Annotated in this window: 18 protein-coding genes; 6 read left to right on the top strand and 12 right to left on the bottom strand. The window is 56.9% G+C overall.

Annotated elements, in window-relative coordinates; translation table 11 throughout:
* Positions 1-89 precede the first annotated feature (89 nt).
* Genes B2P82_RS04535 through B2P82_RS04525 form a run of 3 tightly spaced genes read left to right on the top strand, consistent with a single transcriptional unit; the run spans position 90 to position 3,254 of the window.
* Positions 90-1,322 (top strand): alginate export family protein, encoded by a 1,233-nt coding sequence (locus B2P82_RS04535; RefSeq protein ID WP_290495443.1) that lies wholly within the window; start codon positions 90-92, stop codon positions 1,320-1,322.
* Positions 1,306-1,974, top strand: coding sequence for an ANTAR domain-containing response regulator (locus tag B2P82_RS04530; RefSeq protein ID WP_290480744.1), 669 nt, complete (start codon positions 1,306-1,308; stop codon positions 1,972-1,974). The genes B2P82_RS04535 and B2P82_RS04530 overlap by 17 nt, the downstream gene beginning before the upstream one ends.
* Positions 1,974-3,254 (top strand): CmpA/NrtA family ABC transporter substrate-binding protein, encoded by a 1,281-nt coding sequence (locus B2P82_RS04525; protein ID WP_290483046.1) that lies wholly within the window; start codon positions 1,974-1,976, stop codon positions 3,252-3,254. The genes B2P82_RS04530 and B2P82_RS04525 overlap by 1 nt, the downstream gene beginning before the upstream one ends.
* Here B2P82_RS04525 and cobA read toward each other — a convergent pair.
* The 11 genes from cobA to B2P82_RS04470 all read right to left on the bottom strand — a co-directional run bounded on the left by cobA (position 3,247) and on the right by B2P82_RS04470 (position 21,059).
* Positions 3,247-4,005, bottom strand: a complete 759-nt coding sequence (gene cobA / locus B2P82_RS04520; protein WP_290495441.1) for a uroporphyrinogen-III C-methyltransferase — start codon at positions 4,003-4,005, stop codon at positions 3,247-3,249. The two genes, B2P82_RS04525 and cobA, sit on opposite strands and share 8 nt — an antisense overlap.
* Before the next feature lie 4 nt (positions 4,006-4,009).
* On the bottom strand, positions 4,010-6,706 hold the full coding sequence (locus tag B2P82_RS04515; RefSeq protein WP_290495440.1) for a nitrate reductase: 2,697 nt from the start codon (positions 6,704-6,706) through the stop codon (positions 4,010-4,012).
* Between the two features lie 7 nt (positions 6,707-6,713).
* On the bottom strand, positions 6,714-7,031 hold the full coding sequence (gene nirD, locus B2P82_RS04510; RefSeq protein ID WP_349678450.1) for a nitrite reductase small subunit NirD: 318 nt from the start codon (positions 7,029-7,031) through the stop codon (positions 6,714-6,716).
* Positions 7,032-7,057: 26 nt separating this feature from the next.
* On the bottom strand, positions 7,058-9,496 hold the full coding sequence (gene nirB / locus B2P82_RS04505; protein ID WP_290495438.1) for a nitrite reductase large subunit NirB: 2,439 nt from the start codon (positions 9,494-9,496) through the stop codon (positions 7,058-7,060).
* A gap of 50 nt (positions 9,497-9,546) precedes the next feature.
* Positions 9,547-11,259 (bottom strand): ABC transporter ATP-binding protein, encoded by a 1,713-nt coding sequence (locus B2P82_RS04500; protein WP_290495436.1) that lies wholly within the window; start codon positions 11,257-11,259, stop codon positions 9,547-9,549.
* Between the two features lie 12 nt (positions 11,260-11,271).
* On the bottom strand, positions 11,272-12,420 hold the full coding sequence (locus B2P82_RS04495) for an ABC transporter permease (RefSeq protein WP_290485107.1): 1,149 nt from the start codon (positions 12,418-12,420) through the stop codon (positions 11,272-11,274).
* Between the two features lie 72 nt (positions 12,421-12,492).
* Entirely contained in the window at positions 12,493-13,791 is a 1,299-nt protein-coding gene (locus tag B2P82_RS04490; RefSeq protein WP_349679726.1) for a CmpA/NrtA family ABC transporter substrate-binding protein, read from the bottom strand.
* 667 nt (positions 13,792-14,458) lie between these two features.
* Complete coding sequence (locus B2P82_RS04485) at positions 14,459-15,436, bottom strand: NAD(P)H-dependent flavin oxidoreductase (RefSeq protein ID WP_206993107.1); 978 nt, start codon at positions 15,434-15,436, stop codon at positions 14,459-14,461.
* 20 nt (positions 15,437-15,456) lie between these two features.
* Complete coding sequence (locus B2P82_RS04480) at positions 15,457-17,055, bottom strand: fatty acid--CoA ligase (protein ID WP_290495433.1); 1,599 nt, start codon at positions 17,053-17,055, stop codon at positions 15,457-15,459.
* 151 nt (positions 17,056-17,206) lie between these two features.
* The gene (locus B2P82_RS04475) at positions 17,207-19,648 is read right to left on the bottom strand and encodes a TonB-dependent receptor (RefSeq protein WP_290495431.1); all 2,442 of its coding nucleotides are present in this window, start codon (positions 19,646-19,648) and stop codon (positions 17,207-17,209) included.
* Positions 19,649-19,877: 229 nt separating this feature from the next.
* Complete coding sequence (locus B2P82_RS04470) at positions 19,878-21,059, bottom strand: acyl-CoA dehydrogenase family protein (protein ID WP_290495429.1); 1,182 nt, start codon at positions 21,057-21,059, stop codon at positions 19,878-19,880.
* Positions 21,060-21,133: 74 nt separating this feature from the next.
* Here B2P82_RS04470 and B2P82_RS04465 point away from each other — a divergent pair, with 74 nt between their 5' ends.
* The 3 genes from B2P82_RS04465 to B2P82_RS04455 all read left to right on the top strand — a co-directional run bounded on the left by B2P82_RS04465 (position 21,134) and on the right by B2P82_RS04455 (position 24,976).
* Positions 21,134-21,898: a helix-turn-helix transcriptional regulator gene (locus B2P82_RS04465; protein WP_290495427.1), complete on the top strand. Its 765-nt coding sequence runs from the start codon at positions 21,134-21,136 to the stop codon at positions 21,896-21,898.
* A 181-nt stretch (positions 21,899-22,079) separates the two neighbouring features.
* Positions 22,080-23,423 (top strand): spinster family MFS transporter, encoded by a 1,344-nt coding sequence (locus B2P82_RS04460; protein WP_206993102.1) that lies wholly within the window; start codon positions 22,080-22,082, stop codon positions 23,421-23,423.
* The gene (locus tag B2P82_RS04455) at positions 23,423-24,976 is read left to right on the top strand and encodes an FG-GAP repeat domain-containing protein (protein WP_290495425.1); all 1,554 of its coding nucleotides are present in this window, start codon (positions 23,423-23,425) and stop codon (positions 24,974-24,976) included. Before B2P82_RS04460 ends, B2P82_RS04455 begins: the two co-directional genes overlap by 1 nt.
* Before the next feature lie 12 nt (positions 24,977-24,988).
* Here B2P82_RS04455 and B2P82_RS04450 read toward each other — a convergent pair whose 3' ends face one another.
* Complete coding sequence (locus tag B2P82_RS04450; protein WP_290495423.1) at positions 24,989-26,656, bottom strand: carboxylesterase/lipase family protein; 1,668 nt, start codon at positions 26,654-26,656, stop codon at positions 24,989-24,991.
* Positions 26,657-26,659 lie beyond the last annotated feature (3 nt).

Raw genomic sequence — 26,659 nt, 5'->3', positions numbered from 1 at the left:
GAACCGTCCGGACGCTGGTTTCCGGGCTATTTTTCTTTCTGCTGGTCTACGCCTTTCAGGGCGATGCCAGTTCAGACCGAGGACTGATCATGTCTGCAAAACCCAATTTCCGCGCGCTCATCGCGCCTGTCGTGTTGCTCTCCGTTGCACTCCCGTGTGCATCCGAAGCCGACCAGACCACTTCCCGCTGGGAAACCGCACTGGCTGACACAAAGCCGATCTTCAATGCGCGGCTTCGCTATGAGGGCGTCGAACAGGAAGGCCTGCCGGAGGATGCAAGCGCCCTCACCTATCGCTTCCGAGCCGGCTTCGAGACAGGCAAAATCTTCGACACCGCTCTCTTGGTCGAGTTCGATCACATCGACGACCTCATCGACGATTTCAATTCGACCATCAATGGAAAGACCGGCTATCCGGTCGTCGCGGATCCGAATGCAACGGAATTGAACCGATTTCAACTAACCAATACCTCATTGCCGGATACGATAATCACGCTGGGTCGCCAAAGGATCGGCCTGGATGACGCGCGTTTTGTGGGCAATGTCGGATGGCGCCAGAATGAGCAGACCTTCGATGGCGCAAGGGTTCAGAATTCCTCGTTGGGCGAGCTGAAGGTCGATTTCACCTATATCGCCCAGATCAACCGCATCTTTGGAGATGATTCCGCCGTGGGACGCTGGGATGGCGATTCCTATCTGCTGAACCTCAGTCACCCCACTCCGATCGGTACGCTGACTGGCTTTGCCTATCAGATTGACGTTGACAATGCTGGCGGCGTTTTCTCGTCCCAGACAGTCGGCGCCAGATTGGCGGGAAAGCAGGCCATCGGGACCGGAAAGCTCGGATACACAGTTTCCTACGCTACCCAGTCCGACTATGGCTCCAGTTCCCTGGATTACTCGGCCGATTACTATCTCGTTGAAGGCACATATTCTGTTGAAGCAGTTACGCTCGGCGCCGGCATTGAAGTGCTCGGCGGCGACGATGCACGCGGATTTCAAACACCGCTGGCGACGCTTCACAAATTCCAGGGCTGGGCCGACAAGTTTTTGACCACTCCCACGACCGGTGTGGAAGATATTTATGCAAAGGCAGCGTATCAAGTTGGCGATATCGGCCCGTTCAGTGGTGTGGCCTTGACTGCAGTCTATCATGATTTCAGCGCAGATGTCGGAGGGGCCGATTATGGCAGCGAACTCGATCTCGCGGCTTCTGCAAAATGGGACAAGATCGGTATCACCCTCAAATATGCGGATTACAGCGCAGATGACTTCGCCACAAACACCAGCAAGTTCTGGATCCAGTTTGACTTCGCCCTCTAAGGGTCAGGAAGTTGAAGCTGTTCCAGCTCAAGGCGCAGTCACTTCGGCTGCGCCTTTGAGCGTGCTGTTGATTGATGAAGATCCGGAACGGGCCCGGCAGGTTGAAGAGGGACTGATCGCCAATGCCGTGGTGCACACAGCCACGCAAACCCATGGACGGGTTCTCCTCGACCTGATCGCCCGGATCAGTCCGGATGTTATCATCATGGATTGCAATTCGCCGGATAGAGACACGATTGAAAGCCTGCGCCTGGTCGCCCAATCCAACCCCAAACCCATTGTGATGTTCGTGGAGGAAGAAGGTGGCGGCGGTATGCAGGAGGCAATTGAAGCCGGCGTCAGCGCCTATGTGATTGATGGCTTAACCCCCAAACGGGTCCAGCCCCTCATCGACACGGCCATTGCCCGCTTCCGTCACATGGATGGCCTGCGCAACGAACTGAAAAAAACCAAGGACGATCTCGCCGCTCGCAAAGTGATAGAGCGCGCGAAAGGCATGCTGATGCAACATCATGGCATGACGGAGGACCAAGCCTTCTCCTCAATACGCACCATGTCCCAACAACAGGGCAAGCCCATCAAAGAGGTGGCTGAAAACATTTTGACCATTGTCGGCATGCTTGCCGGCAAGCATGCACCGGACAACATCTGATGGCACATTCTCTCACACTCGGATTTGCACAGCTCACAGATTGCGCCCCATTGGCGGTAGCCAAGGAGCGTGGTGCCTTCGCAGCGCATGGACTGGATGTGACCCTTAAACGGTTTGTTTCCTGGGCAGCCATGCGCGACGCGCTCGGCACCGGCGCGATTGATGGCGCCCACATGCTGTCACCCATGGTCGTTGCCTCGGCAGCCGGCATCGGTCCCTTCCCAGGTGAGTTCACGACAGCCTTCACGCTCAACCTCAATGGCAATGCGATCACCGTTTCAACCACCTTGTTCGAAGCCATGGCGCAGATGGCACCGGAGACCATTTCTCGTCGTCCGCTCTCCGCCTACGCCCTCAAACGCGTGATAGACCAGCGCAAGGAAGATGGCAAAGCCGCGCTGACCTTTGCGCATGTGTATCCTCATTCGATGCATGCACTTGAATTGCGCTACTGGCTGGCCGCCGCCGGCATTGATCCGATGCGCGATCTCAACCTCGTCGTCGTGCCGCCATCCCTGATGGTTGACGCGCTCGCGGCCGGACAGATCGATGGCTATTGCGTCGGCGAGCCGTGGAACAATGCCGCTGTGGTTGCGGGTATTGGACGCACACTGATCACATCCGGAGAGATCTGGTCGAATGGCCCTGAAAAAGTTCTTGGAGTGCGTCAGGACTGGACCGAGCAGAACAAGGAATGGCATCTAAAGCTCATCGCCGCTTTGTCGGAGACTTGCGCCTGGCTGGATGACATGGACAACCGGTTAACTGCAGCCCAGATCATTTCGACCCCCGACTATGTGAATGCGCCCTTCGACGAAGTTGTAGGCTCACTGACGGGAAAGAACCGACAGACGGGTGGTGAACTCCGCATAGATATGCCCGATTTCAACGTCTTCCACCGCTACGCGGCTAACTTCCCCTGGCGGTCACACGCCAAGTGGATCCTGTCCCAGATGATCCGGTGGGGAGAAGCTCCAGACGATGTGGATGCGAGTGCTATCGCCAGGCTGGCTTTCCGACCTGACATCTACTGCGAGGCTGTCGAGCGACTGGGCATAGCTTGCCCCAGCGCCGATGAAAAAATGGAAGGTGCGCATCAACATGCCTGGCTACTGAGTGATGCAACAGAGCCCGTCGCCATGGGGGCAGACCAGTTCATGGATCGGCGCATATTCGATCCGACCAATATTGATGGCTACATTTCAGGCTTCACCATCAGAGACCAGAGAAGTCGGCTCGGCGCCCTCGACACGAGCCAAATCACCCATTTGGCTAAATAGTCATGCCGTCAGCTGGAGCGGGAATAACTTCCACATTCGTCGCACTGAGCGGGTAACGAATGAAAAGTATGGCAGGGTTCCGGACTCTGTGTTGCCGCGCATCCAAAGCAAGACGGTCCAAGCGAGTTTCTACCCTGCGACAGTCCGGTTTTCCGACATTCTCCACCCATTCCGCCTGGAGTGACCCCGGCACACCTCGCGCCATCAAGGCGGTCTGAATGCGCCATGCCTGCGCTACGCTCATATAGAAAGCCACGCATATTCCGGGTTTCAATAAATTGGCCCAATCGGGTTCCTTGTCCTTGTTCGCAGAGCGACCTGTCGTCACGACAAAGCTCTTCAACTCGGCTCGCTCGGTCACTGGGATCGAGCATTCCGCCGCCGCCGCCAACGCCGCGGTCACACCCGGAACGATTTCAATTTCGGCGCCAAGCTCAACAGCCACCGCAATTTCCTCAGCGGCTCGGCCGAATATCATGGGATCGCCAGACTTCAGACGTGCAACATGGCGTCCTGCCAGCAAGGCGCCACGCAACATGCTGTTGATGTCAGTCTGTTGACGCCCACCATCCGTACATTTTTTTCCAACATATTGCAGGGTGGCCGCGGGGCTTGCGAATTCCAGCACATCAGCCTCGACCAATCGGTCATGAAAAACAATATCTGCCTCACCGATCCGGCGCGCGGCACGTATTGTCAGGAGATCCGATGCGCCCGGACCACAGCCGATCAAAGTCAATTTTCCAAGCATGTGCCTACTCCGCAGCCATCGTGTGTGGGGATGTTTCTTCCGACTTCAACTTTTCCAGAAAGGCACGAATTTCAGGTTTGCATGACCCGCAATTGGTACCCGCGCCCGTAGCGGCCCCGACCCCCTCAACACTCCTGCTCCCGGCCTGGATCGCTTCGCCAATTGCCACGCTGCCAACACCCAGACAGGAACAGATAAGCCGGCCGGACGATTTCCCGCTTGGAGGACGTCCCGCCAACAGACCCAGCCTCGTTGTCTCGTCCATGTCGACGGCAAGCAAGCCAGCGAGCCAGCCACGATCCGCGCTCACAGGTCCGGACGTTGACGCAATCAAGCATATGTCGAGGGAGTCATCTTGAAAGGACGCGCGAGCGATTTGACCGTTTGCGCGGATCATCTGGACCGCCAAGATGTCCGGACATAATTGTTCTGCCCATTCTTGCAGTTTTCCGCACCCAGCCAATTCATAACGCCATCCCCCACCCGCGCGCGCAGAGGCCCAATAGTCCAGCTTTCCCAGAACCTGGCCCGGCAGCTCCGTTCTGGAAACCACGAACGCAAACCAATTCGGCCGTAGAGGCGCAATGGACACTACGGAATGCTTCGACTCAGGTTGTCCCGACACGGGGTCTACATGTGGCGCAACCAGGCAGTCCACGCGGCCGCCTGAACTGTACCGATCCGTCCAGTGCATCGGGGCGAATACAGTTCCGGGCTGAACCCGGTCCGTCACCAGAACCCGCAAGGCTGCACGGCCATACTCGTTCTTTACCTCCGCAAGCCCCGCTAGGTGCAAACCCAGTCTGTCAGCATCTTCAGGGCAAACTTCAAGGAATGGCTCAGCGATATGGGCGGAAAGGCGCGGTGACTTTCCCGTACGTGTCAGCGTGTGCCAATGATCCCGCACACGGCCCGTGTTCAATACATAAGGACGTTTCTTGCTCTGTTGCGACATGGCTGGCAGGAACGGCGTCGCAACAAATCTGGCGCGGCGATCGTCCGTGAAAAACTGGCCGTCGGAAAAGAAGCGATGATTGAGGGCCGCCAAATTGCCAGAGCGAGGGGTATCTTCCGCCAGCGGCCACTGGAACGGCACAAGTTCATCATATGCCTTCTCGTCAATATTGGCATGGGCCCCGATATTGAAATCACGTGTTCCATCATTCTCGAACGCAGATAGCGCAGCATACTCCTGATAGATTTCGGCGGCTGACGTAAAGTCAAACCCGTTGAACCCCATGCGGCGCGCCACTTCGCAAATCGCCCACCAATCATGTCGCGTTTCGCCGGGAGCTCTCAGAAAGCTCCGTTGACGGGAGATCCGGCGTTCGGAATTGGTGACCGTACCTGACTTCTCCCCCCAGCCCGTGGCCGGGAGCACAATGTCAGCCAGCTTGGCTGTATCAGACCGCCCGGTGACGTCCGACACAATAACCAGGGGGCACGCCTTAATGGCAGCTCGAACGCGATCAGCATTCGGCAGCGAGACGACGGGATTGGTTGCCATGATCCAGAGTGCTTTGATCTTTCCCTCATGCACAGCCTCGAACAGGTCGACCGCTTTCAGACCAGGTTGTGTGGCCATATTCGGCGCCTGCCAGAAACGCTGCACCCGGTCGACATCCTTTGGTGCAAAATCCATGTGCGCGACCAATTGGTTCGCGAGACCGCCAACTTCGCGCCCCCCCATGGCATTGGGCTGGCCCGTCACGGAAAATGGCCCGCATCCGGGCTTCCCGATACGTCCCGTGACCAAGTGGCAATTAATTATCGCATTGACCTTGTCTGAACCTGCCGAGGATTGATTCACACCCTGAGAATAGATGGTTACCGTCGCGGGCGTCTGCTCCACCCACTGAAAGAAGGTCCGCAAGTCAGATTTTGGCAGCGCTGTGGCTATGGAAAGTTCGGCCAGTCCGAGGGGCCCTGAGGCATCCAGCGCTGCGTCCAGCCCCTTGGTGTGCGCACTAACGAACGACGTATCATGAGCGTCGCTCGCAGCAAGGTGAGCAAAGAGCGCATTGAACAACAGAACATCTGCTCCCGGACGGATCGGAAGATGAAGGTCCGCTGCATCGGTGGTGGCCGTCTTGCGGGGATCGATAATGACGAGGCGCGTGCCACGCTTTTCCCTTGCCGCCAAGATCCGATTGTGAAGCACGGGGTGGCACCAGGCCAGGTTACTGCCCACCATCACAACAAGGTCAGCCCGTTCCAGGTCCTCATAACAGCCGGGAACCGTATCCGAACCGAACGCGCGCTTGTGACCGGCCACGGAAGACGCCATGCAAAGTCGCGAATTCGTGTCGATATTCGCCGACCCTACAAAGCCTTTCATGAGCTTGTTGGCGACATAATAGTCTTCTGTCAGAATCTGTCCCGAGACATAGAGCGCGACACTATCGGGCCCATGGGTAGCAATCGCCTCTGAAAATCCGTTGCCGATTTTGTCCAGAGCAGAATCCCAACTCGCCCTCTGTCCAGAAATGGTTGGAAACAGCTGGCGTTCGTCCAGATCCAGCGTCTCCCCCAACGCAGATCCTTTCGAGCAAAGTCGGCCAAAATTCGCCGGATGATCGGGATTCCCGCGCACTGTGGCGGCTTCCCCACCTTCGTCAGGTTTGACCAGAACGCCACAGCCCACACCGCAGTAAGGGCATGTTGTGGAGACTTCTTCTGCTGTCGGGCGCATACGGTCCATTGGGGGGTCAGCCGGATTGAAGACCGATGTAAACTCGGCCACCTTCCCGAATTTCGATTGGGTAGGTGCGCACGCAACCGGTGTCGGCGCCGCGCGCCCTGCCCGTCTCCAGATCAATCACCATCGCGTGCAGGGGACATGAGACCGCAGTATCATGTACGATCCCTTCGCTGAGTGGCCCCCCCTTATGCGGGCAGACATTCTGGATCGCGAACACGGTGTTCGCTGCGGTCCGAAACACGGCCACTTCTTCAGCATCGAGCGTTACCCGCCGAGACCCCCGGAGGGGAATATCGTCAACCCCACACAACTCGGCCCATGACATAATGGCGGTCTGAGTACTCATTCGATCTATCCCACCGGTTCGAGTTTTTTGAATTCGTGCGCATCAACCCCGCCTGTAGCCCTCTCTGCCCAGGGATCGACTTGAGCGAAACGCTGGGAGTATGCGAAGCGCTCGACCAGATTTGCCCGGTTTTCAGCGTCTTCGACAATTTGCGCCTGAACCCGGTCGATGCCGACCCGCGCGGCCCATTTGTAGATGCGCTCAAGATAGAAGCCCTGCTCGCGATAAAGCTGGAGCACGGCCATACACATTTCGATCGCCTCTGCTTCGTCGGTGACCTTTGTCAGCAACTCGGTAGCCTTGACCTCCATACCGGCCGCGCCGGCAAAGTGAATTTCGTATCCACTGTCAACGCAAACCACACCAATATCCTTGCAAGTGGCTTCCGCACAGTTTCGAGGGCATCCGGAAACAGCCAGCTTCACCTTGTGGGGGGTCCACGATCCCCACATGAGCTTTTCAAGCTTGATCCCAAGGCCGGTCGAATCCTGCGTTCCGACCCGGCACCAGTCGGTTCCGACGCATGTTTTCACCGTGCGCAGGGATTTTCCGTATGCATGGCCGGAGACCATACCCGCCGCATTCAGATCTGCCCATACAGCTGGGAGGTCTTCTTTCTTCACGCCCAACATGTCGATGCGCTGCCCGCCTGTATATTTCACCGTAGGAATATCGAACTTGTCCACAACGTCTGCGATCGCTCGCAACTCACTTGCTGTGGTCACGCCGCCCCAAGTGCGAGGTACGACAGAATAAGTCCCGTCTTTCTGAATATTGGCGTGGACGCGCTCATTGATGAAGCGAGACTGATTATCGTCGACATACTCGCCTGGCCATGCTGCCAAAAGATAGAAATTGAGCGCTGGTCGGCACTTGGCGCACCCACAAGATGTTTTCCAGCCCAGCTCCTGCATGATGGCAGGAATGGATCTCAAGTCCTGAGAGGCAAGCAAACGCCGCACATCATCATGGCCTAGATCCGTGCACTGGCAAACCGTGCGCTTAGCGGAAGCCGTGAACGCATCTCCCAACTTGAAGGCTAGCAGACTTTCCACCAGACCCGTGCACGTTCCGCATGATGACGACGCCTTGGTACAAGCTCTTACGCCATCCAGGTCGGCAAGCCCGTTCTCGTCGATAGCCGAAAGGATCTGTCCCTTGGAAACGCCGTTACAACCACAGATCTCTGCCTCATCCGGCAAGGCTGCAACGGCCGCCATAGGGTCCAGGGGAGTCCCTCCGGCATAGGATTGGCCAAATATGAGCGTGTCGCGTTCATCCTCCTCTATGAATTCCGCCTTTTTTATCTTGTCGAAAAACCATGCTCCATCGGATGTTTCTCCATATAGAACAGCCCCGATCAGTCGCCCTTCTTCGAGGATCAGGCGCTTGTAGATACCGCGCCCAGGATCTCGGTACACAATTTCGTCGCGATTATCTCCTTCAGCAAAATCTCCTGCGGAATACAAATCTACCCCAGTGACCTTCAGCTTTGTTGCGGTCTCAGAATGGGAGAATTCCGTTTTCCCCTGTCCCGTCATTACTTTTGCGCAAATCTGCGCCTGTTCGAACAAGGGGGCGACAAGCCCATAGCAATTTCCATCGAACTCGACACATTCTCCAACGGAATAGATGTTCGGGTCGGACGTTTGCATCACGCCATTGACCTTGATGCCCCGGCCGACTTCCAGACCGGCTAGCTTGCCAACCTCGATATTTGGCCGAATTCCAACCGCCATGACGACGAGGCTGGCAGGAATCTCCGTTCCGTCTGCCAGTCGTACTCCGTCAACCTTGCCGTCCCCATAGATCTCCTTGGTATTCGCCCCTGTCAGGATCGTAATGCCCCTATTGGCGAGCTCCTTTTCCAGGAGATACCCTGCGGACGGATCCAGTTGGCGTTCCATCAATGTCGGCGCGAGGTGAATAACCGTGACGTCCATTCCTCTCAGACGCAGACCGGCGGCAGCCTCCAGCCCAAGGAGGCCGCCGCCGATCACCACCGCCCTTGAAGCCGGTTGGCAAGCCTCAATCATCGTGTGGGTGTCGTCCAGGTCGCGGTACGCGATAACACCAGGTAGGTCGTGACCGGGTAATGGAATGATAAACGGATTTGATCCAGTCGCGATGACAAGTCGATCATACGGGACATCGCCTTTTTCACCAATGACGACTTTCCGTTTCCGATCCACTTCCAGAACCTTTTCGCCGAACCGGCAATTAACTCTATGCCCAGCATACCAGTCATCGTCATGAGTGACGATTTCCTGATAGGTCTTTTCGCCCGAGAGGACGGGAGACAGCATGATCCGGTTATAGGTTCCGCGTGGCTCCGCATTGAACAACGTAACGCTAAAGCGGTCCGGTGCGGCCTGTACGAGGTTTTCCAGCAACCGTCCGGCTGCCATCCCCGCACCAATAATCACAAGTTTTTCCTGGGGCATGTTTTATTCCCCCTCAGTCACTATTTGTTTGAAGACGGACGATCTGAACATTACGCCGCCTCCGTCTCTGACTCAGGCTTTGATTCCGAATCTGATTTGGAGCTGTGAGCGCCCTTCTCATACTCTTCGAGGAAACTCAGAACCTGTTCGCGGTAGTGGTAATAGTCCGGATGTTCGAGCAAAGCCTTGCGCGTGCGGGGGCGCGGGATATCAACTTCCATGACCTTCCCGATCCGCGCATTCGGTCCATTGGTCATCATGATGACCCGGTCCGCAAGCAGGATGGCTTCATCCACATCATGCGTCACACACGCGGCTGTAACCTTTGTGCGCTGCCACACTTCCATGAGCACTTCCTGAAGCTCCCAGCGCGTCAGGCTATCAAGCATCCCGAAAGGTTCATCCAGTAACAACAATTTGGGCGAAAGAGCGAAAGCGCGAGCAATGCCAACACGCTGTCTCATCCCGTTCGAGAGATCCGCCCCCAGCTTGTCCATGGCTTCGCCCAGGCCAACCTTGTGCAGGTAGTATTCCACCACCTGCTCGCGCTCTTCGCGAGTTGCATCTGGGTAAACACGGTCCACGCCTACGGCGACGTTCTGCTTTGCTGTCAGCCAGGGAAACAGAGAGGGAGCCTGAAAAACCACGGCCCGATCCGGGCCGGCCGCCGCAACTTCCCGATTGTCCAGAATGATCCCGCCACGGCTGACCTCGTTCAGACCGGCCGTCATCGTCAGGACAGTGGACTTGCCACACCCCGAATGACCAATAATCGAAACAAACTCACCCTTCCTCACCTTGATATCGAACCCGTCGACCACGGTGAGTGGCCCCTTGGGTGTAGGATAAACTTTGCTCACCTGGGAATATTCAAGAAAGCGATCATCGTTGAAGCCTGAGGTTTCAGATGCCTCACGGTATGCTTTTGGCTTGCCCAATGTGATTGGGGTCACCTCCGGCAAGGGTGGCTCGACTTGGGCCCGCTTCTTCGCAATTCCGACATCCATCAAATAGGCGGTAACGTCGCGGCGAAGCGTCTTGAACGTCTCGTCATGATTCATGGCGGTGCGATCTCGCGGGCGCGGCAAATCTACTTTGAATGATGGTCCGAAGGTCGCGTTCGGTCCCGGGTTCAGAGGTATGATACGATCCGCCAGAAGCAGGGCTTCATCCACATCATTTGTGATGAGGACGACCGTCTTCCGGTCCTGTTCCCAGATGGAGGTGATCTCATCCTGAAGGTTAGCCCGTGTAAGTGCATCAAGGGCCGACAGAGGCTCGTCCAGCAGCAGGACTTCCGGATCCATGGCGAGCGACCGGGCGACCGCCACTCTCTGGCGCATACCGCCTGAAAGCTCTGCCGGGCGCCGGTCGACGGCATGGCTGAGGCTGACCATGTCGATGTACTTTTGCGCCCGTGCATTGCGCTCTGCTTTGCTTTCCTTTCCGAACACCGCATCAACAGCCAGGAGAATGTTCTCCTTCACAGTCATCCACGGCATCAGCGAATAGCTCTGGAAGCAGACGGCCCGGTCCGGTGCAGGTCCTTCAACAGTTTCTCCCCGAAAAGTTACTTCACCCCTGTTCGGAAATTCGAGACCAGCCATGAGACTGATAAGGGTTGATTTTCCAGACCCGGAGAACCCGACAATCGCGACGAACTCCCCTTCTTCTACAGCCAGATCAATGTCATGGAGGACATCTACGCGATCAGAATCGTCACCAAACCATTTCGACACATTCTTCAGCTCAAGGATCGACATATTCTCTTTCCTCTATCGCGTGCTGGTATGAGTGAACATGGTCTGCAAGGCGTACATGACCCGGTCGAGCAAGAAGCCGATAATCCCGATCGTCAGAACTGCGACAATGATCTTGGCCAGTGATTGCGAAGACCCATTCTGGAATTCATCCCACACAAATTTTCCTAATCCCGGATTCTGCGCAAGCATCTCCGCTGCAATCAAAACCATCCAGCCAACACCCAGGGACAGGCGCATACCTGTAAAGATAAGCGGCAACGCAGATGGCAGGATGAGCTTTGTGATTTGGGTGTGTGGCTTCAGTTTCAAAACCTTGCCCACATTGACGAGATCCTTGTCTACAGATGCCACGCCAAGCGCCGTGTTGATCAATGTGGGCCACAGGGAACACAGGGTCACCGTGATTGCCGACGTCAGAAAAGACTTCGAAATCCCGGAATCTGTCGCAACGGTCGCAGAGACAATCATGGTGACAATGGGGAGCCAGGCCAGCGGCGACACCGGTTTGAATATCTGGATCAGAGGATTGAACGCCGCATTCATGGTCGACGACATGCCCATCACGATGCCAAGGGGAGCCGCGATCACCACGGCCAGAAAAAAGCCGAAAAAGACCGTCTGAAGGCTTGTCCATATCTGCTGGTAAAAAGTCTGTTTGCCCGTATAGGAAACGCGGGACACATCGCCTTCACGCCCGGCCGCGATCAGGGCGTCATTGCGTGCAGCCTGACGCTCATAGAATTGTCCGGCTTTCTGCTTTTCCTGCAGATGATCCTTGTGAAGCACCACCGCCTGCTCCCAAACTTGAGCTGGCCCGGGGATCGCACCAAGCGATGTCTTGACCTGGGGCGCCAGAACAGCCCACGCCGCCAGAAAGGTCAGAATAGCAACGATCGGCACGACAAGCCGCTGGCCCAATAATGGCAGGTTTCGCTTCGGACTGTCACCTGCGGCCATCATGAGCAGCGGCGTCACCCAGGACAATGCAAACACATCAAGAAACTTCGAAGCCTTGTTAATGCCCGAGAATACTTTTTCCTGACGTTCGCTCTTTGAGTCTGCGCCCTCCTTTTCGGAGACTTCGCGGGTGATCTCGGAAGGGCTCCCAACGACCTGCTCATCGACAGATGCGTCAACCTTGTTGAAAACAATACTTCCCATCTTATTGACTCCGATGGTTGGAAAATTTGAGAACATGGGCCGGCAATCTGGTGGCCCGCTCTAGCCCGCTGGTCATTCGATGACTTCGCCCGCAGCAACGGTCTGGCTGGACTTCAGCCCTATCGTCAGGCTTTCAAGGTACGCATTCGGCTGGCGTCCGTCATAAGAGACGCCATCAATGAAGTCTGATGTGACTGGCTTGTAACCATCTGTTTCCCAGGGGAAATCAGCAGCGTCCGCCAAGCCATCATCAACCAGGGACTGGGCGGCCTCGAGATATATGTCCGGCCTGTAAACTTCGCGCGCCGTCGCGTCGTACCACGCATCATCTTTGCTGTCGGAGATCTGACCCCACCGCCGCATCTGGCTAAGATACCAGACCGCATCCGAATAGTATGGGTACGTTGCATTATAGCGGAAGAAGACATTGAAGTCTGGCACCTCACGCTTGTCGCCACGCTCATATTCGAACGTGCCCGTCATCGAATTGGCGATCACATCCGCGTCCGCGCCGACATATTCGGAACGCGCCAGAATTTCCACCGCTTCAGCCCGGTTCGCGTTGTCATTTTCGTCCAGCCACATAGCTGCCCGGATAAGGGCGCGTGTAACTGCCTTCGTCGTCACTGGATTTTCTTCCGCGAATTCAGCGGTAATGCCGAAGACTTTTTCCGGATTGTCTTTCCAGATTTCGTAATCCGTGATGACCGGCACGCCGATCCCCTTGAAGACTGCTTGCTGGTTCCATGGTTCACCCACGCAGTATCCGTAAATCGTGCCGGCTTCGAGCGTTGCGGGCATTTGAGGTGGGGGTGTGACAGACAAGAGGGCGTCGGCCTGAATCTGGCCCGACACATCATCGGGCGAATAAAAGCCCGGGTGGATGCCCCCCGAAGCCAGCCAGTAGCGCAGCTCGTAATTGTGCGTAGAGACTGGGAACACCATGCCCATGTTGAACGGCTTGCCATCAGCGGCATATTCCTCGACCACAGGTTTCAGAGCGCTGGCGCTGATGGGATGCACCGGGCGCCCGTCTTCCATGCTCGGAATATTAGGACGCATCTTTTCCCAGACTTCGTTTGAGACAGTAATACCGTTGCCGTTCAGATCCATGGAGAACGGCGTGACGATATGGGCTTTTGTGCCGTAGCCGATGGTCGCCGCCAGTGGCTGGCCCGCCAGCATGTGCGCGCCCGACAACTCGCCGTCGATGACCCTATCCAGCAGGACCTTCCAGTTTGCTTGCGGCTCAAGTGTTACATACAGCCCCTCATCTTCAAAAAAGCCCTTCTCATAGGCAATCGCCAACGGGGCCATGTCGGTAAGCTTGATGAAGCCGAAGGTAAGCTCGGTTTTCTCAAGCCCTTCCATCGGGATAACCAAGGCTGTCGACTCGGATGAACTGGGGGAACTTGACGGAGCATCTGTACTCGGACCACCACAGGCAGCGAGCAAACAGGCAAGGAGCGCGGCGGATCCGGCGAATACGCCGCGCTGGGGAGAGGAAAGAGTAGTGTCTGAATATGAGATCATGATGAAGGTCCGCGATGGTTTGCCCAGCCCAAACGGCTCGGGCTTGATAACTTTGAGGAACAGAACCGGCGCAGCTTGGCCGGTCGCTCTACACTCGAAAGTCCATCGGCGGACGTCGAAATGACCTATGACGGCATCGTCATGCCTATTACCGATCAGAGACAAAGATGGAAGACAAGCGGATAGTGCAAAACAATAGAGAACTAATGCTTGGCGCCCTTCGCTTGCACAACAATCAGTCACACCGATCCAATTTACAGGCGAGAATGTGCCCGCGTTGCACCCAGTCCCCGACTGTCCATTTGTATTCGCCTCATTGCGTTTGCTTCTCTTTTTTTATCGATTGCGTCGAGAAGACATTCAATAAGCCACCTCCCTATCTAACCAGGGAGGCTTTCAACCGGTGACGAGTAAACTGGATCTTTCGCTCCACACCTCGCTTATGACGAGCGTGATCCAACAATATAGCCTCAGAGCCCAAGGGGCCCCCACACAGTCGTGCTAATCAGACTGTCATCCTGTCCAGGCGTCCATGAATGATCGCCTCTGCGTCAGAAATGATACCGTCGATAAGTTCCTTCACGGTTGGAATATCGTTGATCAGCCCCTGCACCATGCCGGCCGACCAGATTCCCCCATCCGTGTCTCCATCTGCCATGGCCTTTCGCCCGCGAACTCCCGCAACCAGGTGCTGGACGTCTTCGAACTTTGCGCCGCCCTTGCGCTCGATTTCCACGACCTCATCGCTCACGGCATTTTTCATGACCCGGGCCGTATTGTGTAGCGTCCGGAAGATCAGATTGGTCATGCGCTCATCATTCTCAACCATTTGTCGCTTGAACGCCTCGTCAATCGGAGCCTCCTGCGTGACACAAAACCGGGTCCCCATATTGACGCCATCGGCGCCGAGCGCCAAGGCTGCGACGAGCCCCGCGCCATCTGCAAATCCACCAGACGCCAGCATTGGGACACTGACCTTGCGTGCCGCCGCCGGGATCAGGATCAAGCCGGGAATGTCATCCTCCCCTGGATGACCCGCACACTCAAACCCATCAATCGAGATCGCATCGGCGCCCATCCGCTCGGCTGACAGCGCATGACGCACGGCCGTGCATTTGTGGATCACCTTGATGCCATGCTGTTTGAAATGGTCGATATGTTCCTGCGGCTTGTAGCCCGCTGTCTCGACGATCTTGATCCCTCCCTCGATGATCGCCTGCCTGTATTCGGCATAGGGGGGTGGCTTGATTGCGGGCAGGATGGTGAGGTTCACACCGAAAGGCTTGTCCGTCATCTCCTTCGTGCGCGCGATCTCTTTGGCAAGGTCTTCCGGGGTGGGTTGGGTCAGCGCCGTCAGGAACCCAAGTCCTCCAGCATTTGCGACGGGTGCCACCATTTCTGCGTATCCGACCCATTGCATGCCACCTTGGACGATAGGGTGCTCGATGCCGAATTCTTTCGTAAAGCGGGTTTGAATGGCCATGGTTTTCTCCCAAAGTGTTTTTAGTTCACGGCCCTGTCTTTACCGCCCCAAAAGGGTTCGCGCAGTTGCCGTTTCAATATCTTCCCTGACGCATTGCGGGGAAGACCCTCGACAAAGTCAACGCTTTTAGGAGCCTTGAACGCCGCGATTCTCGTACGCGCGAATGCGAGGATTGATTCCGGATCTGACGCCGCGCCGGGCTTCAGCGCCACAACCGCCTTCACCGCCTCTCCCCATTTTTCATCTGGCACGCCGATAACTGCCACTTCGGCAACGTCCGGATGGCCGTAAACAGCATTCTCGACTTCAGCTGGATAGATATTCTCCCCGCCTGAAATGATCATGTCGTTCACGCGATCGTGGATGTAGAGATAGCCGTCCTCATCAAGGTAGCCTGCGTCTCCTGTATGAAGCCATCCGTCCGATGTGATCGTTTTTTGCGTCGCCTCATCCAGATTCCAGTAGCCTTTCATATTCGCACGAGACCGAGTCACAACCTCGCCTACCTGATGAGGCGCAAGCACATTCCCCTCATTGTCTTCAATACGGATTTCCACCCCCGGCATCGGGATACCGGCCGCCCGCATCCGCTGGTTTCCGTTCGGGTCATGATCCTCAGGCGGCAAGTAGATGATCGTTCCGCACGTCTCGGTCATGCCGTACTGCTGGCAAAAGCCGCAGCCGAAGACTTCCATGCACTCGCGCAGCAGGTCGAGAGGGATCGGCGACGCACCATACAAAATGTATTTCAGGCGGGAGTAGTCCACGCTCCTGGCATTTGGCTGCCTCACAACGATCTGCAACGCGGCAGGTACCATGAACATTTTTGAGATGCCGTCCTGCTCAATATAATCGAGCACACGGAACGGGTCGAACTCTCGGGCGATGATGCCCTTCGCTCCATTGAACAAGCCCACAATCCCCCAGCCGGTTCCGCCAATATGGCCTACGGGCATAGCTACGAGGCTGACATCGTCTGGCCCCCACTCATTCCAGGGCAGGTGTGCCTCCACAGATTCCCGGCGACCGCCGAGGAGATTGTCATGGCTGAGCATGGCGCCCTTTGGCCTGCCTGTGGTCCCCGATGTATACAATTGGAGTGCAACGTCGTCCGATGCTATCGGGACACTTGGATCTGAGTCACTTTCGCTATCCCTCCAAATGACAAAGCCCTCGGGCCCGGCGTCTTCCATGAATATGATTTTTGGGGGATGCTTCAATTCGGCGAGCGCTTCTCTGGCCTGATCAGCAACTTCAGGACCAACAAAGACGAGTGATCCTTCACCGTCTCCGATAATATAGGCCATCTCCGTCGGCGCGAGCCGCCATCCAATCGGCAACGTCACACCGCCCATCTTGGCGGCCCCGAACAGAAGTTCGAAATAGTGGTCGCTGTTCTTGCCAATGTAAGCAATGCGCTCACCCCGCTTCACGCCGGATGCTATCAAGGCATTTGCAACTTTGTTCGTAAGACGATCAAACGCACGAAAGGTGGTATCCCGCCCCTCAAAGCTCAGCGCAATGGCATCCGGCCTTTCACGCGCATGGAAGCGCGCGATGTCACCCAAAGTTGGCATCTGGTCAAAATCCGCGCTCGTAAGGGCGCCCTCGTTACTCATTTGAATTCTCCCGATAGTCCCGATTGTTTAATTTGGTTTTCCCGACCCCAAAGGTTTCTCAGGGTACCTCTCAGCGGCACGCTTGAATTCACTCAAAAAAGAAAGGCTGCGCCTCCACAGATATGGAGGCGCAGCCAGTTTTCAGAGGAAATCAGAAGCGATAGCTGAGCGATGCACCAAACGTGCGCGGACGCCCGGCAAACCGAAGAACAACGTTGGCGTTGGATGCGATCTGCTGCCAGTAATACTCGTCGGTCAGGTTCTTGCCCCAGACGGAAACTTCCCAATTGTCGTTAAGTGAGTAGATCCCGACGCTGCCATTGAGCACACCGTAGGAGTCTATGTCATACTGAGGGTCATCTGGATCACCCGCGGTAGACTCGCTTTGCCAACGTCCGCTCAACGCACTTCTGAAACCCAGTGTGTCCGAAACGGGTCGGTCATACATCAATGTCAGGCTCGCGGTCGTTTCCGGGCTGTACATGAACGGATCACCTTGACGATTTGTCGGCAGGCCGAAGGCATCAGACGTCTCAAATGTTCCGAATTCCGTTTGCAACAGCGTCAGGCCGCCAATGGCCGTCAGGTGTTCTGCCACCAACCATGTCAGCTCCGCATCCAGACCGTAAGCCTCTCCTTCCGGGGCGTTCTGAAGGCGTGACAGGGCACGATAAATTGGGTCCGGGAAGAAGGACGAGACCTGTTTGTCAGTATAGTCGTAGTAGAACAGCGACGCATTCGCTTGCATGCGCTGGTCGAACAGCCCAGCTTTGACACCAACTTCATATGCCAGCAGGCTTTCCTGCGTTGCCGGGGCATTCTGTTCCGACTTGGAGGCTGCGTTAACCGGAGTTGAGGCGGACTTGTAGCCCTTGGAAACCGATGCGAAGAAAAGCGCGTTCTCCAATGAAGCTGGCGTCCAATTGCCAACCACTCGCCACGAAACATTGTCTTCCTTAACGTCCGATGTCACCGCAGTGAACGAGTTGGTCTCAAGGTCGTAGGTATTGCATCCGTTTTCGAGCAATGGCGCTGGTGGCGTAGCCAGACCGTAAATCGCTGTGAAGAAAACGCGGTTGAATACATTGACGTTTGGCTGCATCGAACCATTCACGTCTCCCGAACAACCAACATATTCCTGCTTGTCATCCGTATAACGAAGACCGGTCGTCAAGGAAAATTCCGGGGTCAATTCCCAATCAGCATTTGCGAAGATGCTGGTAGTCGTCGATTCAAAGTCCCCGGTATCGTAATAGGTCTGGAAGGAAGAGAGCAATTCGGCAGCCGAATAGGGCTGACCTGTTTCAGGGTCGACGTTTACCAAGGAGACGAGACCAGCCATTTGCGGCGGGAAACCAAGAGCGGTCGGGTCAACCGTCAACAGGTAGGCCGCCGTACTTACAAAGTTGGAATTGGCGTTGTCCCGCAGCATTGTGCGGTTGCCGTCTGTGGTCTCGTCCTTGCCATAATAGGCCCCCACCAACCAGTCGACCTTGTCGGTTGAACCTTCAAGGCGAAGCTCCTGGCTGAAAGATTTGATCTCGCCTTCGATGTCCTGAAGCAGGATCTGAAACGGCACGCCAGACCAATCGAGCACGGCTTCTCGATCCAGCTTATTATAGCCCGTCAGTGACACCAACCGCATCTCATTGTCGAACTCATAGCTTACGCCAAGCTTGATGGCATCGAAGCTCGAATTCTCTTCATGCGGACCGTCAATGCCCTCGCCTGCACCGATATCGGCTGACCGCAGGTATGAAGGTGCCCAGTCGGCCTGTTCAGCATTGGTCGGAAAGTTGCTGTTGATAAAGTCAACAAGGCCCGGTTGGTTGAAGCCTGATGCCGTCGACGGGCCGTTGGTTCCCGGCACGATGAATGTCGGGTCGGTATTGGGCGTCAGGCCACTTGCCTGCCCAGCGATCGTGTCGGATTTGTTGATCCAGCCATTGTAGGACAGATCAATTTCGAGCTTGTCTGTTGGCTGAATCGCGAGCGCCGCACGGAAGCCGAGCTTATCGACCGTTCCCCGGTCTTCTCCGCGGGAAATCGACTCCTGCCAACCTTCGTCGCTGTTCTCACTGCGGATCGCGAAACGCGCCTGAACGTTTTCCGCAAGCGGCACATTCACCATGCCTTCGAGATTCCAGGTGTCGTAGTTGCCGATGTCGGCGGAGACACTTGCCTGAAACTCATCGACCGGCTTGTTCGTCACGACGTTGATCAGACCCGCCGTCGTATTGCGGCCAAACAAAGTTCCCTGCGGCCCCTTCAAAACCTCGATACGCTCGATATCGAACATCGGCCCCGAATTCATGAAGGGATAGGGATAGGCAACTTCATCTACATAGGTGCCGACGGTCGAAGTTGCAGAGACGTTGATGGTATTGAAGCCGATACCGCGGAGGGTGTAGGTCGGCACGCCCTGATAGCTTTGCGAGACTGAGAAGCTTGGCACGAGCGCTTGCAGGTCATCGACCTCATTGACCCTGAGCGTGTCGAGTTGGTCCCCGCCAAATGCCTGGATCGACATCGGGACATCATTGGCGGATTCTTCCCGCCTCTGGGCCGTGACCGTGATGGACTCCAGCTTCATGGAGCTTTGCGAATCTTCGCTGCTCTCGGCGGAGGGGGTGTCTGCCTCTTGTGCGATGGCGGGCGAGCTTGCCCAGAGTGCTATGAGTGAGACTCCCAAGCATAGCGATTTCAAGTACTTAGACCGGTTTTCCAAATTTTCCTCCCTATGCTCCTATGTTTGGAGCTGTAGGGAGAGGTTCCTCGGAAACGGTCACTCCCGGCAAGCTATCAAGGTTGATAGGGCCGTCTCACAATCCAAGCACCGCCTTGGCCATGATGTTGCGCTGGACCTCGTTCGATCCGCCATAAATCGAACCGGCGCGATTATTGAGGTATTTCGCCATGGCGACGCTGAGCGCATCTGGTCCGACCGGGTCCAGATTCGATTCCGGATGCCAGGTCGCCGGTTCATGAACAGCCGCATATGGGCCTGCAGCCTCGATCGCGATCTCGTCGATCTTCTGCATCATCTCCGTTCTTTGTACCTTGAGCATCGAAGCGGCGGGGCCCGGCGGCCGGCCCGCGCTGAGCGACGCCACGATGCGCTGTTCGGTCACTCGGATGGCGTCGAGTAGAATGGCGGTTGTCTCGAGCCGGGCACGTAATCCCGGCTCATCGAGACCGCTTTCCAAAACATGGGCGCGAAGTCGATTCAGCGCCGCCTCGAGACCGGCCGACGACCCGCCGCTGCGTTCGAATTCCAGCAGGTACTTCGCGACGGTCCAGCCGTCATTTTCCTCGCCAAGCCTGCCCGACACCGGAACGCGAACATCATCGAAGAACACCTGGTTCAATTCATGTTCGCCCGCCAATGTGATGATCGGATCGACGGTGATACCGGGTGCCGACATCTCGAGAAGGAGGAAGGTGATGCCTTGCTGGGGCTTGCCCGTGTGGTCGGTTCGCACGAGACAGAACATGCGGTTTGCATGGTGGGCATGCGTCGTCCAGATCTTCGATCCATTGAGGATGTAATGGTCGTCATCTCGTTCCGCCTTGAGAGACAGAGACGCCAGATCGGACCCTGATTGCGGTTCAGAATACCCTTGGCACCAATAGTCGTCCCCCGCCAACAGACGCGGCAGGAAGAATGCCTTTTGTTCAGGCGTCCCGTATCCGATGATGCAGGGTCCCACCATGTTAAGACCCATGGGTGCCAACGGAGGTGCCCCGGCGATGGCGCATTCCGATGCAAATATGTAGCGCTGCATTTCCGTCCAGCCGGGCCCACCATACGCTTCAGGCCAACTCGGCGCCGCCCAACCTTTCGCGTGCAATTTCTTTTGCCAGGCGAGTGTGTATTCAGGCTCCACGAAAACACTAGTGGCCTTTTTGCCAGCAGCGGCCAGTTCGGGCGTGAGATTGTCGCGAAGGAAGGCTCGCACTTCCTCGCGGAACGCGATATCTTTATCAGATAGGCCCAGATTCATCGAATATCTCCCATGATCGCCATGAACACTAGCGACTTCGACCGTCACGGCTCAAGCTACCAGAACCAATAGGTATGAAACCCTCTATCCCATCGGTAACCGGTCCGAAAACCTCAGAGCATGACGTGCACGCTTTGGCGATGGAAGTTGTCAAGCTTGGCAACCGCGCAGGTCTTCCCTACATCGCCGCATCAGCGGATGTCAGCGACCCAAACCCCATGCTTGACAAGGATGGCTCGCCTTATGCGGAGAGCCTGTTCAAATGGTTCGATCCGGATTTCCACTATTGGGATGATCGCACTTTCGCCCTCCGCTCAGGATTTGTCCAAGCGGCGCGAATCTGTGCCGAACCCTTCTATTTTGACGGCAAGGCATTGAAGAGCTGGCGAGCGAACCGAGCGCTGGACGTCTTCAACGAGAATGCTGAATATGATGCGTACGGGGTTGCCAGTGCAATTATTTGCCCATGTTACATGCCTTATGGCGTGCTGGGCGCGATCGTCTGGGCTGGCGACAAAGCGGTTGCGGACATTGCGAAAACATTCATAGCGCACGCTGCAAGCATGCATCAACTGACGCTCAAATTTCTTTCCGCCTACCGGGAAAATGACTCACATATTGCCCTCCCAGAACTGGTCGATCTGACGCGCAGAGAGATCCAGTGCCTGAAATGGGCTGCCATTGGCAAAACGGACAGCGAGATCGCAACGATTATGGGAATTTCTGTGCCTACGATTCGCTTTCATCTAACAAATGCAGGGCAAAAGCTGTCGGTTTCCGGTCGCGCTCAAGCCGTCCGTGTAGCAACCAGCTTGGGCTATATCGGACGGAGCGCCTAGTTCCGAAGCGCAAGCCCGCGCGATCAAAGCCGCTACTAAACCCAAGGATTGCTGGCTCAAATGAATAGGGATATTGACTTCACTCTCGATTGAGTGAGTATCTTTCCCAGATACAAGTTTGTTCCGGAGATCCCTCTAGAACGAAGCAAATGACGGGACGTTGAAGCCCGCGGGAGGACATATGACTATCCATGCGCCACGTGCGGAAACTGCCCACGAAAAATCACCAGACGACGACGCTGACACGACCAATACCCCTTATACCCAGCCATTCTATCGCTATTATGTGCTGGCGGTCCTGACTGTCGTTTATGTCTTCAACTTTGTGGATCGCCAGCTACTCGTCATCCTGCAGGAGCCGATCAAGGCGGAACTGAACCTTTCGGACACACAGCTCGGCCTGCTGACAGGCTTTGCCTTCGCGCTATTCTACGTCATCTGCGGTATTCCAATCGCCCGCTGGGCTGACAAGGGAAACCGGCGAACCATCATCGCCCTCGCGCTGACGATCTGGAGCGTGATGACCGCCATGTGCGGGCTTGCGGCAAACTACACCCATCTTCTGCTCGCGCGTGTCGGTGTCGGTGTCGGCGAGGCGGGTGGCAGCCCGCCGGCGCACTCTATGATTTCGGATATCTTCAAGCCAAAGAATCGGGCGCTTGCCCTGTCGGTCTATTCCATCGGTATCTATATCGGCATCCTGATTGGCTTTGCAGCAGGCGGTTTCCTGGCCGACGCGTTCAGTTGGCGCCTTGCCTTCTTCGTGGTCGGTATTCCGGGGGTCGCACTCGCCCTGCTCGTTCTCCTGACGGTTCGTGAACCGATCCGCGGCTGGTCCGAAGGCGACACGAAAGCGGTCGAGCCTGCCCCACCGATTGGGGATGTGGCCCGACTACTCTGGTCGCGCATTTCTTTCCGACACATTGCGCTGGCCGCCAGTATGCAAGCCTTCATCATCTACGGCATCGGCAATTGGCTGCCCTCCTACTTTCTGCGAACCTACGAGCTCGACATCGGCACGATCGGCGCCTGGATGGCACTCACCACCGGATTTGGCGGCGGGCTTGGCTCCTTCTGCGGCGGCTGGATGGCTGACAAGTTCGGGGCAAAGGATGTGCGCTGGTATCTCTGGGTGCCCGCCATCCTGACTTCACTTCTTGTTCCGGTGCAGCTCGCAATATTGCTCTCCGGCGAGGTCTATTTCGCCCTGATCATGACAGCGCCCTTCCACTTCCTTTCCGCCGCCTATCTCGGCGCGGTCCTGGCCGTCTCGCACAATCTCGTCAACGGACGGATGCGAGCAATGACATCGGCGGTGCTATTCTTCGTGCTGAACCTGATCGGGCTCGGTCTTGGCCCTGTCATCGTCGGCTTCCTCAGCGATGTTTTCACCCGGAATGGCATGGTGGCGCCGCTTGGCACGGCCATGCTGATCTGTGGTACGGTCGCGGCGATATGGTCGGTCACCCACTACATTCTGGCGGCGAACAAGGTCCGCGAAGATATCGCCAGGCGGCAAGTCTGATGCGGATCGCGAGCGCCTCCACGCTAGTGTTGGCGCTCGCCGCCTGCGCGCAGATGCCAGCTTCAGTGATGAGCGTCGCCGACACGCCGACACGGGCGAAAACGCCGAACGGGCAGTTCATCTCCTGGATCGAGCATCGGGTCGATGATGAAGACATGAATGGCGGCATCCCGATCCGCGGCGGCGACGGGTTCCAAATGGCTGACATGGACGGCGACGGTCGGACCGACATCGTTTCGGTCCATGAGGATTCCAACCATCTGCGTATCGCCTTCGCGACAGATGGTCCGGATGTCTGGGTCAATGTAACGATTGGCGAGGGCGCGGAGGTCGCGGCAATCGAAGACGTGGCCGTGGGCGATCTAAATGGTGATGGCTGGCCGGATCTCGTCGCAGCCTGCGAAGAGGCCCATCTCATCTATTTCCAAAACCCGGGCGAGACCGCGCGGTCTGAGTCCTGGCAGAACCTCATTCCGCCGGTCACACAGGATCGTGGCTCCTGGCTGCGTGCCTTCATCGCCGATGTCGATGGCGATGGGAAGATGGATGTGCTCGGTGCAAACAAGGGCGCGTCAGACATTATTGATCCATCGCTTCCCTCTGCATCACGACCGACTTCGCTTTTCCTGATTGAGGGCGACCCGCTGGAGCCTTCAAGCTGGCGAGAGCAGATTCTCTCGCGCGAAGTCGTGCCTAACACGGCCATGCCAGTCGATGTGGACGGCGATGGCGACATGGATGTGCTCGCTGCCGCCCGCCTCCGCCAGACAATGACAATGCTGGAGAATACGGGTCCGCGCGAGGGAGGCGGCATAGAAGTATTGCCGCACACGATCGAAATTATACCCGGCCTCATAGCGCCCGAAGGTTGGCAACGTACGTCCAGCGCCTTTCAGAGCGACTTTGAGGACATTGATGGCGACGGCAGGCTCGACCTCGCTGTTGCGGTTTATGAGACACCGTTCCCCGTGAATGGCTCGCCGCTCATGGCCTCGCTTGGCTGGCTAAAACAACCCGAAAGCCTCGACGAGCCATGGGTCCACTATCGCATCGGCGACATCTTGCCGGACGTCATCATCGGGATCGAACTTGCAGACATTGATGGCGATGGTGACCTCGACGCAATCACAGGCGGCTATTCAGGGCTCAATATCCTGGAAGGCGGCTATTCCGGCGCGTCGCGCGACTATGACGAGCCCAAAGTGACAGCGTCTTCTTCGGTAGGCCGGATCGTGTGGTTCGAAAATACCGGAGATCCGACGACGGAGTGGACACGCCATGACATTTCGCGGCGCGTACGTGGAATGTATGACGCGTTCACTGCGACCGACATGGACGATGATGGCGATCTCGATCTCGTCACAACCCGCGGAAACAGCGGCAAATATGACGGAGTCATCTGGCTCGAACAGGTGCGCTCGGCAGACCCCCGCCCGGCCTTCACGCCGGCGCGCGAGCGCGAGAGCCGCGCCCTGCCCCTGCCGCCGCAAAACTGGTCCGACAATTACGAGACAGAGATGACCCTGATTGCGCCGAACAAGGCCGGCCATTGAGGCTGTCCGCGCCTACTCGATCAGCTCTGCATTCAGCCCGACGCGCATGAACCAGCCTTCGCCGGCCGCACGCCGCTTCTGGTAAAGCGCCTCATGGAATTCGAACATGCCGGAATAGGCGTCATGGCGCAGCTCCGGCTTATCCCCGATATGGAGATAGGCCTCGTCGTCACTATAGGGCGCCCAGTCAGGCCCATTGGCGCTTTCAGGCCGGCCTGTCGAAGCAAAAGAAGCCCAGTAGTCGACCAGAACTGAGGCCAGCGCTTCAGCCTCGTCCACCTCCGGCTGCGGCCATCGCGGCGGATAGGATTCCGGGTTGCCGACCGTGCCGAACACGAAGGGCACTTCGCTCGCATGGAAGGCGCAGAGGTCGCGCGCTTCCATAGCCGGATAGCAATGATCGAAGACGTAGAGATAGGCGGGTTCGCCCGCTTGCGCCGCGCTGCGTACGATACGTTCGGTTGACCAGCCGAAAACATTGTCGCGGTTCACAGCCAGCATGGATTCTTCCACGTCATCGGCCGGGTAGAGCGCGAGAAAGGCCTCCGCCTCGTTGCCATAGCGCGCAAGTATCGCGTCTTCGTAGGCCTCGGGCGTCTTCGGCTTCCTGGGCAGGAGCATTCGATAGGTGCGCGCTTCGCCGCTATTGAATCCTGCGAGCACGGGCACTTTCGCGAATTCGCCATCGTCAAACGCCTCATTTAGCTGGCGCGGTACGTAAGTGCCATCAATCGTCCCGGCGGGGGCATAGCCTGCCATTGTGCTCCGATTGGTGAGCTCCTGCGGGTCTGCGGCGCGCGCGGCGTCCAGCGTTTTCAGTTCGAGTGTCTTGAACAGGTTTACGCCCTCCATCTCTGCAGCCGGCAGGTCGTAGCTTGCTTCACCGAGCTCTGCGAAATTGCGGGTATTGGTCGACTGGATGATCGCCTTGTCGAACAGGCCCTCGGCAATCGGGCTTGTGAGCAGATAGGTCACGCTGAGCGCGCCCGCGGATTCACCCATCACGGTGACGTTGGACGGGTCACCGCCAAACTGGTCGATATTGTCCTGAACCCATTCGAGCGCGGCAATCTGGTCCATCAGGCCATAATTACCCGACAGTCCCCCCGGGCTCTCCTCAATTAGCTCGGGATGTGCGAGCCAGCCGAGCACGCCGAGACGGTAGTTGATTGAAACGAAGACCACATTCCGCTCGGCATAAGCCGTGCCATCATAGACAGGCTGCGCGGCACCGCCGATACGAAGCGATCCGCCGTGGATCCAGACGATGACCGGCGCATCTTCTGCGTGTTCAGGTGCCCAGACATTGAGGGAAAGGCAGTCTTCCGACGCGCTTTCTGGCGGATCATAATAGACGCTGACAGGCGGCACCGGTGGCTGGATACAGCTCGGCCCGAAGTCGCTGGCGTCGCGAACCCACTCCCACGCAGCAGGCGCAATCGGCGGCGCCCAGCGCAATTCACCAACCGGGGGGGCGGCATACTGAATTCCGCGGAAAACATTGATGCCGTCCTGGTTCACACCTTCGATCTTGCCCTGCGCGACGCTGACAACAGGGCCCGGCAGGACGATTTTCTCTGCGAGTGCCGTCTGGGAGGACTTAGCCTCTTTGGCCGAGCATCCGGAGAGCGTGAGCGCGGCGAGGCCAACGGCGATGAGGGTCGGTTTCAAGCGTGTCAATTG

This window comes from Hyphomonas sp. UBA4494 (assembly GCF_002388935.1).
Classification (GTDB): Bacteria; Pseudomonadota; Alphaproteobacteria; order Caulobacterales; family Hyphomonadaceae; genus Hyphomonas.
Note: the sequence above shows the minus strand (reverse complement) of the source record. Positions and strands in the feature narration are given on the sequence as shown.